The organism is Streptomyces sp. RLA123 (genome assembly GCF_056270165.1).
Genome location: NZ_JBWDOR010000003.1, coordinates 5,131,366 through 5,144,041 on the forward strand (window position 1 = coordinate 5,131,366; position 12,676 = coordinate 5,144,041).

Below are 12,676 nucleotides of genomic sequence, written 5' to 3' on the forward strand. Positions count from 1 at the left end.
GTGGGTACTGACAATCGGCCTCCGGACGACCTCGTGCGGCTCAGCGTGAACCAGGAGACCGTGCGCCAACTCGCCCTCCCCGAACTGACCGAGGGCCTGGCCGCGCGCGGCGTGCCGGGTGTCGGCCTGTGGCGCGCACCGGTCCGGGAGTACGGCGTGGAGGCGGCAGCGAAGCTCGTCCGCGACGCGGGGCTCACGGTCACCTCGCTGTGCCGCGGCGGCTTCTTCACCGCCTCCGATCCCGGGGAGCGGGCCGCCGCGCTCGCCGACAACCGCGCGGCGGTGGACGAGGCCGCGACCCTGGGCACCGGCACCCTCGTGCTGGTCTCCGGCGGCCTCCCGGCCGGCGAACGCGACCTCGCCGCGGCCCGCGAGCGGGTCGCCGGCGCCGTGGCCGAACTCGCCCCGTACGCGGGCGAGCGGGGCGTCCGCCTCGCGATCGAGCCGCTGCACCCGATGTACGCCTCGGACCGCTGCGTCGTCTCCACGCTCGCCCAGGCCCTGGACATCGCCGAGCGCTTTCCCGTCGAACAGGTCGGCGTCGTCGTGGACGCCTACCACCTGTGGTGGGACGACCTCGCCGGCCGGGACATCGCGCGGGCGGGGGAGCGCGGCCGCATCGCCTGCTTCCAGGTCGCCGACTGGATCACCCCCCTGCCGGAGGGGGTGCTGCTGGGGCGCGGGCAGCTCGGTGACGGATGCGTCGATCTGCGGGGGCTGCGCGAGCAGGTGGATGCGGCCGGATACGCCGGTCCCGTCGAGGTCGAGATCTTCAACCCGGCGCTGTGGGCCCGTGACGGCAGGGACGTTCTGGAGGAAACCATCGCAAGATATCGCGCGCACGTGCTGTGAACCGGGCTTCGAGGGGCGGTCGGAAAACTTTGAGAATTTCTTCCCGAGGGCGCACAACCATCCCCCGGCCTCGCGGGTCTATGTAGCGTCAAGACCCCGGTGGGGGGCCTCGTAGGGTCTTGAACGAGGGGGAGAGCGCGGTGTCCGGAGGGGGTTCGGGACGCCACGCAGAGGGAGGGGAACGGTTAAGGGGTCCGGCTGAGCCGGACCCCTTACGCCGTTCACGGGGCGTTCGAGCCGCGCACTCCACGGGTCCCCGGCGGGGTCAGCGCTTCTCGCGCGCCCGCCGGGCCAGTACCGCCGCGACCACCGGAATGATCGACTCCAGTGCCCCGGCGACCGCCTTCTCCGGCAGCCCGGTCCGCTTGGCCACCGCACGCGCCGCCGGAGCGGCGACCTTCGCCAGGACCGCCACGAGAGCGCCGCTGTTGCTTCCGCCCTGCGCACCGCCCTGCACCCCGGCGAAGCCGACGGCCGCGGCGGGCAGCGGCTCGGTCTCGTTGGCCGCCTGCTCCATGGCCTGGCACAGCTCGGCCGTACCGCCGGGGGTCACCGCGTCGTCGGTCAGCACCCCTGTGATCGAGGCCACGGAACCGCCCACGACCTGCCGCGTCTCGTCGGCGTCGGTACCGAGCAGCGCGGCGATCTCCCGGAGCCGGTCCTCGCCCAGCTCCTCCAGCACCTCGTCCTTCAGCGGTCGATCGCTCATGTTCCGGACGTTAGTTGCGAAACGCCCGCTCGGCCCGCCGACCGCATCCGGACGGATGTACCCCTCTCAGAAGGGGACGCCGCAGCGCAGGATGACGTTCGCGTAGGGCCGGGCCTCCCCGGTGCGGACGACGAGCCGGGCCCGATGGGTGAGCGCCTTGAAGTCCTCGTGGGAGACCAGCTCCAGCTCCGGGAAGGCTTCCTCGAGCTGTGCGGTGACCTCGGGGTTGTGGTCGCGCACCTCCTTGGCGGCGACGGCGCCCTCGATCACCAGCTCGTCCTGCAGCCCCTTCAGCACCTCGGCGAACGAGGGCGTCCCGGCGCGGAAGGCGAGATCGACGATGACGGGGCCGGGCGGGATCGGCAGGCCCGCGTCGCAGACGACGACGAGATCGGTGTGACCGAGCGCGGCGATGGCGCCCGCCAGGTGACGGTTGAGGATTCCGGACTTCTTCACAGCTGTTCCGTCTCGTCGAGGGTGGGGAAGGATTCCTGCGCACCCGCCTTGGTCACGGCCACGGCCCCGACACGCACCGCGAACCGCACGGCGGTCTCCAGGTCGTCGCCGGCGCCCAGCCGCCAGGCCAGCGCCCCGGTGAACGCGTCACCGGCTCCCGTGGTGTCGACGGCGTCGACGCGCACGCTCGGCACGTGCACCGCACCGTCGGCGGTCGCCGCGAGGGCGCCGTCGGCGCCCAGGGTGACGACCACCGAGCGCGGCCCGAGGGCGAGCAGGCCCCGCGCCCACTCCTCCGGCGTGGCGCCGGCGTCCTCGCCCAGCAGGAAGCGCGCCTCGTGCTCGTTGACCACGAGCGGATCGCAGCCCTCCAGCACCTTGGGCGGCAGCGGCGCCGGCGGCGACGGGTTGAGCACCACCCGCGTGCCCGCCTCCGTGGCCGCCGCGACGACGGCGGCCACGGTCGCGGGCGGGATCTCCAGTTGCAGCGACACCACGGGGGCGGCGGCCAGCAGCTCGTGCGCCCCCGCCACGTCGGCCGTCCCGAGGCGCCCGTTGGCGCCGGGCGAGACGACGATGCTGTTGTCGCCGGAAGGGTCCACCGTGATCAGCGCGACCCCGGTGGGGGTGTCGCCGATCAGGATGCCGGAGGTGTCGACGCCGGCCGATCTGAGCGACCCGGTCAGCAGCCGTCCGTGCGCGTCGTCGCCGACCCGCGCGAGCAGCGCCGTGCGCGCTCCCAGGCGGGCCGCGGCGACGGCCTGGTTGGCGCCCTTGCCGCCCGGGTGGGTGGCCAGGTCGGAGCCGAGGACGGTCTCGCCCGCCGCCGGGCGGCGGTCGACGTGGATCACCAGGTCGGCGTTGGCCGACCCCACGACCAGCAGGTCGTAGCCGTGCATTCTTTGTGTTCCCTTCGCGGAATCGGCCGTAGCGGTGCGTCGCGTCAGGACGTGAAGCCCGCGACGTTCTTCTCTGTGACGACCTTGACCGGCACCTTCACCAGGGTCGGGAGCTTGTCGCCCTTGGCGGCCTTCACGGCGTTCTGCACGGCCAGCTTGCCCAGCTCGCTGGGCTGCTGGGCCACGGACGCGGTGAGCGTGCCCGCCTTGACCGCGGTCAGGCCGTCGGGGGTGCCGTCGAAGCCGACCACCTTGACGGTCTTGCCGGCCTTGGAGCCGAGCGCCTTGATGGCGCCGAGGGCCATCTCGTCGTTCTGGGCGAAGACGCCGGTGACGTCGGAGTGCGCCTGGAGCAGGTTGGTCATGACGTCCAGGCCCTTGGTGCGGTCGAAGTCGGCGGCCTGCTGGGCCACCACCTTGATGCCGGGGTAGGCCTTGATGCCCTCGTTGAAGCCCTGGCCCCGCTCGTTGGCGGCGGAGGTGCCCGCGGTGCCCTGGAGCACGACCACGGTGCCCTTGCCGCCGAGGGACTCGGCCAGGGTCTTGGCGGCCAGCCGGCCGCCCTCGACGTTGTCGGAGGCGACGGTGGTCGCGAGGTCGGCGTTGTTGACGCCGCGGTCGGCGGCGACGACGGGGATGTTCGCCTTGTTGGCGGTCTTCACCGACGGGCCGGCCGCGTCGGAGTCCACCGGGTTGACGATGATCGCCTTCACGTTCTGGCTGGTGAAGTTCTGCAGCTGGTTCGCCTGCTGAGACGCGTCGTTCTGCGCGTCGGTCACGGTCAGGTTCACGCCCTCCTTCTTCGCCTCGGCCTGGGCGCCTTCCTTGAGCTGGACGAAGAAGGGGTTGTTGAGGGTGGAGACCGAAAGACCGACCTTCGTGCCGGAGGACGAGCCGGAGCCGGAGTTGCAGGCGGCGGCGGTGAGGGCGAGAGCGCTGACGGCGACTGCGGTGACGGTGATCTTCTTGATACGCATCGGTGGTTCCTTGCGGGTGTGATGAGGCTGGTGGGCGGAAGTGCGGCGTGTGGCGTCAGCCACGACGGCGCAGGGTGTCCAGGAGGACCGCCAGGGCAATGACGACGCCGATCACGACCTGCTGCCAGAAGGCGGAGACCGACAGCAGGTTGAGGCCGTTGCGCAGCACGGCGAGTATCAGCGCGCCGATCAGGGTTCCGGAGGCCTTGCCGACGCCGCCGGAGAGGCTGGCGCCGCCGATGACGACCGCGGCGATGGCGTCGAGTTCGTAGCCGTAGGCCGCCTGCGGCTGCGCCGAGGCGAGCCGGGAGGCCAGGACGATGCCCGCGACGGCCGCGAAGAGGCCGGACAGGCCGTAGATGATGAGCTTCTGCCGCTTGACGCGGATGCCGGAGAGGCGGGCCGCCTCCTCGTTTCCGCCGATCGCGTACATGGCGCGGCCCATGTAGGTGCGGCCCAGGATCACAGCCGTGGCGACGCCGGCGACGATCATCACCAGGACGGGCACGGGCAGCCAGCCGCCGATGGTGTCGCCCAGGTGGGAGACCGAGTCCGGGAAGGCGATCGGGCTGCCCTGGGAGATGACCAGGGTCAGGCCGCGGCCGATGGAGAGCATCGCCAGGGTGGCGATGAAGGGCGGCAGCTTACCGAAGGAGACCAGCAGGCCGCTGAGCAGACCGCTGGCCACACCGGTGGCCACGGAGAGCACGACCGCCAGCCACACCGGCAGGCCCGCGGAGCTCGCGCTCCAGGCCAGCACCGTCGCCGAGAGCGCCGCGACGGAGCCGACCGACAGGTCGATGCCGGCCGCGACGATCACAAAGGTGGAGCCGAAGGCGAGGATCGCCACCACGGCCGCCTGGACGCCGACATTGAGCAGGTTCTGCGTGCTCAGGAAGTCGCCCGACATGAACGACAGTGCCACGAGCAGGACGACCAGGGCGCTGAGGGCGCCGTTGTTGAGGAGCACACGGCGAGCCGCGGCGACGCCACCCGTGTCCGTCGTCTTCTTGAGCGTGTCAGTGGCCACGGGAGCCCTCCACATCCTTCTTCATCGCTGTGGTGTTGCCGTTGTCTGCGGTGCCCGCGCCGACGGCGAGAGCCATGATCGAGTCCTGGGTCGCCTGGTCCGCGGGAAGTTCGCCGGCGATCCGGCCCTGGGACATCACCAGGACGCGGTCGCTCATGCCCAGTACCTCGGGGAGGTCGCTGGAGATCATCAACACGGCGTGGCCGGAGGCCGTGAGCCGGTTGACGAGCTGGTAGATCTCGACCTTGGCGCCGACGTCGATGCCGCGGGTGGGCTCGTCGAGGATCAGCACCTTGGTGTCGGCCAGCAGCCACTTGCCGATGACGACCTTCTGCTGGTTGCCGCCGGACAGGGTGCGGACGTGCTGGTGGAGGCCGGCCATGCGCACCTTGAGCTGCCCCGAGATGCGGTCGGCGTCCTTGCGCTGGCCCGCCCTGTCGATGAAACCGGCGCGGGTGGCGCGACCGAGGGTGACCAGGCCCAGGTTCTCCTGGACGCTGGCGTCCAGGACCAGGCCCTGGCCCTTGCGGTCCTCGGGCACCAGGCCGATGCCCGCGTCCATGGCGGCGTTCACGTCGTGCCGGCGCAGCCGCTTCCCGAGCACCTCGACGGTCCCGGAGTCGTAGGGGTCGGCGCCGAAGACCGCGCGCACGACCTCGGTGCGCCCGGCGCCGACGAGCCCGGCCAGGCCCACCACCTCGCCGGCCCGCACCTCGAAGCTCACGTCCTGGAAGACGCCGCCGCGGGTCAGTCCCTCGACCCTCAGCAGCGGGGCGCCCGCGTCGGAGCGCTCACGCGGGTACTGCTGGTCGATGCTGCGTCCGACCATGAGCCGGACCAGCTCGTCCTCGGGCGTGGCGGCGGGGACCTGGGCGACGCTGCGCCCGTCGCGCAGGACCGTCACACGGTCGCCGAGCGCGGCGATCTCCTCCAGGTGGTGGGTGATGAAGACGATGCCCACGCCGTCCGCGCGCAGCTGGCGCACGATGACGAAGAGCTTCTCGACCTCCTCGCTGGTGAGGACCGCGGTCGGCTCGTCCATGATCAGCACCCGGGCGTCCAGGCTGAGCGCCTTGGCGATCTCCACCATCTGCAGGCGGGCGATGCCCAGTTCCCCCACCGGGGTGCGCGGGTCGACGTCCACCCCGACGCGCTCCAGCAGCGCAGCGGCGTCGGTGTTCATCTTCCTGCGGTCCAGCAGGCCGAAGCGGCGCGGCTGGCGGCCCAGGAAGATGTTCTCCGCCACGCTGAACGTGGGGACGAGGTTGAACTCCTGGTAGATGGTGGCGATGCCGAGACGTTCGGCGTCCTGCGCGCCGTGGATGCGCACCTCCTGGCCGTCCACGAGCAGGCGCCCTCCGTCCGGGCGGTTGGCGCCGGACAGCATCTTGATCAGGGTGCTCTTGCCCGCGCCGTTCTCGCCGAGCAGGACGTGCACCTCGCCGCCGTGCAGGTCGAAGTCGACGCCGTCGAGGGCGACCACGCCGGGGAAGACCTTGCGGACTCCCTCCATGCGGAGGATCTCGGGGCTGGTCGTACTCAACGGGGGCTCCCTTCGGACGCGCCGCTGGAGCGGCGCACTACGAGGCGGGCGGAGACGGTGACCGACGGCGCCGGCCGGCCTTCCACCCGGTCGATCAGCGAGCGCACGGCCGCCCGGCCGAGCTCGCCCGTGGGCTGCGATATCGCCGTGATCGGCGGATCGGTGTGGAGGAACCACGGGATGTCGTCGAACGCGGCGAGCGCGATGTCCTCCGGCACGCGCAGGCCGCGGGCGCGGATCTCGTCCATGGCGCCGAGCGCCATCAGGTTGTCCGCGGCGAAGACCGCGTCCGGCGGGACCGGCAGGTCCAGGAAGCGGGCGGTGGCCCGGCGGCCGCTGTCCGCTTGGAAGTCGCCCTGCCCGATGTAGTCGTCGGGCAGGGCGAGGCCGAATGCCTCGAGCGCGTCGCGGAACGCCTTCACGCGCTCGCGGCCGGTGGTGGTCGCGGCCGGGCCCGAGATGATGGCCAGCCGGCGGTGCCCGAGGGCGTGCAGGTGGGCGACCAGGTCGCGGACCGCGTCGCAGCCGTCGGTGCGGACCACGGGCACGTCGTTGCCGATGCCGGGGATCCACCGGTCCACGAAGACCATGGGGGTGCCGGCGAGCACCGCGTCCATGATCAGCGGTGAGCCGCCGTCCGTGGGGCTGACCAGCAGACCGTCGATACGGCGGTCCAGGAGCGTGCGGATGTGGTGGTCCTGCTGCTCCGGCCGCTCGTCGGCGTTGCCGATGATCACGCTGTAGCCGAGCGCCCTCGCCTCGTCCTCCACGGAGCGGGCGAGCTCGGTGAAGAACGGGTTCAGCACGTCGCTGATGACCAGGCCGAGCGTCCGCGTCTGGTCGGTGCGCAGCGACCGGGCCACCCCGTTGGGGCGGTAGCCGAGTTCGGCTACCGCCTCGAGCACCCGGGTGCGGGTGTCCGGGCGGACCGCGGGGTGGTCGTTGAGCACGCGGGACACCGTCGCGACGGATACGCCGGCGCGGGATGCCACGTCCTTGATGCTCGCCACCGTCCACCTCCTCGTGGAATCGATTACAAGGAGGATTGGAAACGATTACATGCGCCGCGACAAGGGCACGAAACCGGATCGTTACATTCCGGGCCTTCTCCCGGGCGGAGTTGTCCACAGGTCCGGCGGTGCTGTCGGCGGGGGAAGGTACCTTCGGAACACGGCTTCGGATCACATCGCCGCACAGGGGAGGAGGCCCGAGTTCATGGGGGAATCGGGGGATTCGCGGCGGGTCGCGTCCCCGTCCGCGACCCGCTCCGAGCGGGACGCCGGCGCGGCCTTTCCGGGGGGGTGGTGAGATGCGGCAGTTGCAAGAGTCACAACACCCTGCATCGGCCGAAGTGACAGGCGTCCTGGAGCGCATCACGTACGCCAATGAGGAGAACGGCTACACGGTCGCCCGCGTCGACACCGGTCGCGGCGCCGATCTGCTCACCGTGGTCGGTTCCCTGCTCGGCGCCCAGCCCGGCGAGTCCCTGCGTATGCAGGGTCACTGGGGCTCCCACCCGCAGTACGGCCGCCAGTTCACGGTGGAGAACTACACGACGGTGCTGCCCGCCACGATCCAGGGCATCCGCCGCTACCTCGGCTCCGGGCTCATCAAGGGCATCGGACCGCGGATCGCCGAGCGGATCGTGGAGCACTTCGGCACCGACACCCTGGACGTCATCGAGAGTGAGCCGGCCCGCCTGCTGGAGGTCCCCGGCCTCGGCCCCAAGCGCACCCGGCTGATCGGCGCCGCCTGGGAGGAGCAGAAGGCGATCAAGGAGGTCATGGTCTTCCTCCAGAGCGTCGAGGTCTCCACCTCCATCGCGGTGCGGATCTACAAGGAGTACGGCGACGCCTCGATCTCCGTCGTGAAGAACCAGCCCTACCGGCTGGCCGCCGACGTGTGGGGCATCGGTTTCCTCACCGCGGACCGCATCGCCCGCGCGGTCGGCATCCCGCACGACAGCCCGGAGCGGGTGAAGGCCGGGCTGCAGTACGCGCTGTCCCAGGCCACCGACAACGGCAACTGCTTCCTGCCGCAGGAGCAATTGCTCTCCGACGCCGTGAAGCTGCTCCAGGTCGACACCGGGCTGGTCATCGACTGCCTGGCCGAGCTGGCCGCGGAGGAGGGCGTGGTGATCGAGTCCGTGCCCGGCCCGGACGGCGAGGAGCCCGTACGCGCCGTCTACCTGGTGCCCTTCCACCGGGCCGAGATCTCGCTGGCGGGCGCGCTGCTGCGGCTGCTGCGCGGCCCCGAGGACCGGATGCCCGCCTTCCGCGACGTCGACTGGGACAAGGCGCTGACCTGGCTTGCCGAGCGCACCGGCGCGGACCTCGCCGCCGAGCAGCAGCAGGCGGTGCGGCTGGCGCTGACCGAGAAGGTGGCGGTGCTGACGGGCGGGCCGGGCTGCGGCAAGTCCTTCACGGTCCGCTCGGTGGTGGCCCTGGCGCAGGCCAAGAAGGCCAAAGTCGTCCTGGCCGCGCCGACCGGGAGGGCCGCCAAGCGGCTGGCCGAGCTGACCGGGGCCGAGGCGTCCACCGTGCACCGGCTGCTGGAGCTCAAGCCCGGCGGGGACGCCGCGTACGACCGGGACCGGCCGCTGGAGGCCGATCTCGTGGTCGTCGACGAGGCCTCCATGCTGGACCTGCTGCTCGCCAACAAACTGGTCAAAGCGGTGCCGCCGGGTGCCCATCTGCTCTTCGTCGGCGATGTCGACCAGCTGCCCAGCGTCGGCGCCGGAGAGGTGCTGCGCGACCTGCTGGACGAGCGGAGCCCGGTCCCCTCGGTGCGGCTGACCACGATCTTCCGCCAGGCGCAGGAGTCGGGGGTGGTGACCAACGCGCACCGGATCAATTCCGGCGTCCCGCCGGTCACGCAGGGGCTCGACGACTTCTTCCACTTCGTGGAGGACGACGGGGAGGAGACGGCGCGGCTCACCGTGGACGTGGTCGCCCACCGCATCCCGCGCCGGTTCGGCCTCGACCCGCGCCGCGACGTCCAGGTGCTGGCCCCCATGCACCGTGGACCGGCCGGTGCGGGCGTCCTCAACGGACTGCTCCAGCAGGCCGTGACCCCGGCCCGTCCCGACCTGCCCGAGCGACGCTTCGGCGGCCGCACCTTCCGCGTCGGCGACAAGGTCACCCAGATCAGGAACAACTACGAGAAGGGCGCGAACGGCGTCTTCAACGGCACCGTGGGGGTGGTGACCTCGCTGGACACCGTGGAGCAGCGGCTCACCGTCCTGACCGACGAGGACGAGGAGATCCCCTACGATTTCGGCGAACTCGACGAGCTGGCCCACGCGTACGCGGTCACCATCCACCGTTCGCAGGGGAGTGAGTATCCCGCCGTAGTGATCCCGGTCACCACCGGAGCGTGGATGATGCTGCAGCGTAATCTGCTCTACACGGCTGTTACCCGGGCGAAACGCCTGGTCGTGCTCGTGGGATCGCGCAAGGCCATCGGGCAGGCGGTACGCACCGTCTCCGCAGGCAGGCGCTTCACGGCGCTCGATCACCGGCTGTCGCCGCCGGCAAAATAGGCACTGGGTGCCACCTTTCGGTCCTATGGCCGACCCCGAGTGCACGTGGCCACGCCAAATGGGGGACAGTAGGGGTAGGTCAGGGCACCTCGAAACCTCGAAGAAGAGGCACGACGTCGGTGAGGGAATGACGTGAGCGACAACTCTGTAGTACTGCGGTACGGGGACAGCGAGTACAGCTACCCGGTGATCGAGGGCACCGTTGGGGACGACGGCTTCGACATCGGCAAGCTCCGCGCCAATACCGGCCTGGTCACCCTGGACAGCGGCTACGGCAACACCGCGGCCTACAAGTCCGCGATCACCTACCTCGACGGCGAACAGGGCATTCTCCGCTACCGCGGTTACCCCATCGAGCAGGTCGCCGAGCGTGGCAGCTTCCTGGAGACCGCGTACCTCCTGATCAACGGTGAGCTTCCGACCGTTGACGAGCTCGCCGGCTTCCGGGGCGACATCACGCAGCACACGCTGCTGCACGAGGACGTGAAACGGTTCTTCCAGGGCTTCCCGCGCGACGCCCACCCGATGGCCATGCTGTCCTCCGTGGTCAGCGCGCTGTCGACGTTCTACCAGGACAGCCACAACCCGTTCGACGAGAAGCAGCGCTACCTCTCGACGATCCGGCTCATCGCCAAGCTGCCGACGATCGCCGCGTACGCGTACAAGAAGTCGATCGGCCACCCCTTCGTCTACCCGCGCAACGACCTCGGCTACGTCGAGAACTTCCTGCGCATGACGTTCGCGGTCCCCGCCGAGGAGTACGAGCTCAACCCGGTCGTCGTCGACGCGCTGGACAAGCTGCTGATCCTGCACGCGGACCACGAGCAGAACTGCTCCACCTCCACCGTCCGCCTGGTCGGCTCCTCGCAGGCCAACCTCTTCGCGTCGATCTCCGCGGGCATCAACGCCCTGTGGGGCCCGCTGCACGGCGGCGCCAACCAGAGCGTGCTGGAGATGCTGGAGGCCATCCAGGCCGACGGCGGTGACGTGGACGCCTTCATCCGCAAGGTGAAGAACAAGGAGGACGGCGTCCGCCTCATGGGCTTCGGCCACCGGGTCTACAAGAGCTTCGACCCCCGGGCGAAGATCATCAAGGCCGCGGCGCACGACGTCCTGTCCGCTCTGGGCAAGTCCGACGAGCTGCTGGACATCGCCCTGAAGCTCGAGGAGCACGCGCTCAGCGACGACTACTTCGTCTCGCGCAACCTCTACCCGAACGTGGACTTCTACACCGGTCTGATCTACCGGGCCATGGGCTTCCCGTCCACGATGTTCACGGTGCTCTTCGCGCTCGGCCGGCTCCCCGGCTGGATCGCCCAGTGGCACGAGATGATCACCGAGCCCGGTTCCCGCATCGGCCGCCCGCGTCAGGTCTACACGGGCGTCGTCGAGCGCGACTACCTGCCGGTCGAGAGCCGCTGATCCCGCGCCTCCGGTGTCCCGCTCCGGCGGGGCGCCGGGGCACGCCGGAGCAAAGAGAAACGCCCCGCGTCGAATCCCCCCACGGGTTCGACACGGGGCGCTCCCGTTTCCCGGAGCGGATCCCCCCACGGGTCCGTACCGGGCGTTCTTTGGGTGCGCTCGCCCCACCGGAGCGCGCCGCCCGGGAGGGCCGCTCAAAGCTCTCCGGGCAGTGCGTCCAGGTGTGACGACCGGGCTGTCCCCCAAAGACAACCCGTTCATCATCTCACCGAGTCCGCCGGGAGCCCGGTGTCTTCTCGGGGTTAGACCCCCCTGTCAACCAAAAGGTTACGTTTCGGCCAGTGTGATCTAGCTCTCGCCTACGCCTTTCTACGTCATCCGCATCAGGAACGACCCCCGTGTCGGTCGAGCGGGCCCTGTCCCGTAACGTGCTGTCCCACCTTGAGGGGCGGAGCGTGATGTCGCAGAACGCAAGTGTGGGCCGGAACGTCGTGGTGACCGGCGGGGGAACCGGCATCGGCCGGTCGGTGGCCACGAGGTTCGCCGAGGCCGGCGATCATGTGACGATCGTGGGCCGCCGCCGCGAGGTGCTGCGGACCACCGCCGAGGAACTGCGCTCGGAGCACGGCCTCGACGTCACCCCCGTCGCCTGCGACCTCGCCGACCCCGACGACGTCGAGGCGGCCCTCGCGCGGCTGCCGCGACGCGTGGACGTGCTGGTCAACAACGCGGGCAGCCGGGAGCTGGCGATCGGCGCCGGCCCGCACGGCGTCCTGGCCCGCTGGCGCGGCGACTTCGAGCGCAATGTGCTGACCGCGGTCCTGGTGACCGAATCCTTGCGGGACCGGCTGCCCGAGGGCGGCCGGGTGATCACCGTGACCTCGGTGGCCGCGCTGCGCGGCGGGGGCTCCTACGGCGCATCCAAGGCCGCCCTGCACGCCTGGAACCACTCGTTGGCCGCCCAGCTCGGCCCGCGCGGCGTGACCTGCAACATCGTCGCCCCGGGCACGGTGGCGGGAACCGACTTCTTCGGCGCGCGGCTGGACGCCGCCGAGCTGACCCGGCGGGCCGGGCGCACCCTGGTCGGCCGTGTGGGGCGTCCCGACGACGTCGCCGCGGCGGTGGTCTTCCTGGCCTCCCGGGAAGCCGGCTTCATCACCGGCGAGATCCTCCAGTGCAACGGCGGCGAACTGCTCGGGCGCTGAGCCCGCCCGCCGCTCGCCGGTGTACTCCCCTGGTGGGAGCCG

The 12,676-nt window shown here is 71.0% G+C and carries 9 protein-coding genes and 2 pseudogenes; 4 read left to right on the forward strand and 7 right to left on the reverse strand.

Annotated elements, in window-relative coordinates:
* Positions 1-852 (forward strand): sugar phosphate isomerase/epimerase family protein, encoded by an 852-nt coding sequence (locus RV983_RS23400; RefSeq protein ID WP_475987694.1) that lies wholly within the window; start codon positions 1-3, stop codon positions 850-852.
* A gap of 265 nt (positions 853-1,117) precedes the next feature.
* On the opposite strand, the gene RV983_RS23405 is transcribed toward RV983_RS23400, so the two are convergent.
* The 7 genes and pseudogenes from RV983_RS23405 to RV983_RS23435 form a co-directional block, all read right to left on the reverse strand.
* Positions 1,118-1,561: a DUF937 domain-containing protein gene (locus tag RV983_RS23405; protein ID WP_475987695.1), complete on the reverse strand. Its 444-nt coding sequence runs from the start codon at positions 1,559-1,561 to the stop codon at positions 1,118-1,120.
* Between the two features lie 66 nt (positions 1,562-1,627).
* Positions 1,628-2,017, reverse strand: a complete 390-nt coding sequence (gene rbsD / locus RV983_RS23410) for a D-ribose pyranase (protein WP_475987696.1) — start codon at positions 2,015-2,017, stop codon at positions 1,628-1,630.
* Entirely contained in the window at positions 2,014-2,916 is a 903-nt protein-coding gene (gene rbsK, locus RV983_RS23415; protein ID WP_475987697.1) for a ribokinase, read from the reverse strand. Before rbsK ends, rbsD begins: the two co-directional genes overlap by 4 nt.
* A 44-nt stretch (positions 2,917-2,960) precedes the next feature.
* Positions 2,961-3,824, reverse strand: a pseudogene (locus RV983_RS23420) (D-ribose ABC transporter substrate-binding protein); the annotation flags it as partial.
* A gap of 123 nt (positions 3,825-3,947) precedes the next feature.
* A pseudogene (locus RV983_RS23425) lies at positions 3,948-4,923 on the reverse strand (ABC transporter permease); the annotation flags it as partial.
* Positions 4,913-6,436, reverse strand: coding sequence for a sugar ABC transporter ATP-binding protein (locus tag RV983_RS23430; RefSeq protein WP_475990432.1), 1,524 nt, complete (start codon positions 6,434-6,436; stop codon positions 4,913-4,915). The pseudogene RV983_RS23425 and the gene RV983_RS23430, both read right to left, overlap by 11 nt.
* A gap of 26 nt (positions 6,437-6,462) precedes the next feature.
* Positions 6,463-7,476: a LacI family DNA-binding transcriptional regulator gene (locus RV983_RS23435; protein ID WP_475987698.1), complete on the reverse strand. Its 1,014-nt coding sequence runs from the start codon at positions 7,474-7,476 to the stop codon at positions 6,463-6,465.
* A gap of 299 nt (positions 7,477-7,775) precedes the next feature.
* On the opposite strand from RV983_RS23435, the gene recD2 reads away from it, so the two are divergent.
* The 3 genes from recD2 to RV983_RS23450 all read left to right on the forward strand — a co-directional run bounded on the left by recD2 (position 7,776) and on the right by RV983_RS23450 (position 12,634).
* Positions 7,776-10,007, forward strand: a complete 2,232-nt coding sequence (gene recD2 / locus RV983_RS23440; protein WP_475987699.1) for an SF1B family DNA helicase RecD2 — start codon at positions 7,776-7,778, stop codon at positions 10,005-10,007.
* 132 nt (positions 10,008-10,139) lie between these two features.
* The gene (locus tag RV983_RS23445) at positions 10,140-11,429 is read left to right on the forward strand and encodes a citrate synthase (RefSeq protein ID WP_475987700.1); all 1,290 of its coding nucleotides are present in this window, start codon (positions 10,140-10,142) and stop codon (positions 11,427-11,429) included.
* Positions 11,430-11,887: 458 nt separating this feature from the next.
* A complete protein-coding gene (locus RV983_RS23450) occupies positions 11,888-12,634 on the forward strand; it encodes an SDR family NAD(P)-dependent oxidoreductase (RefSeq protein WP_475987701.1) in 747 nt (248 codons plus the stop codon).
* The last annotated feature ends 42 nt before the right edge of the window (positions 12,635-12,676 follow it).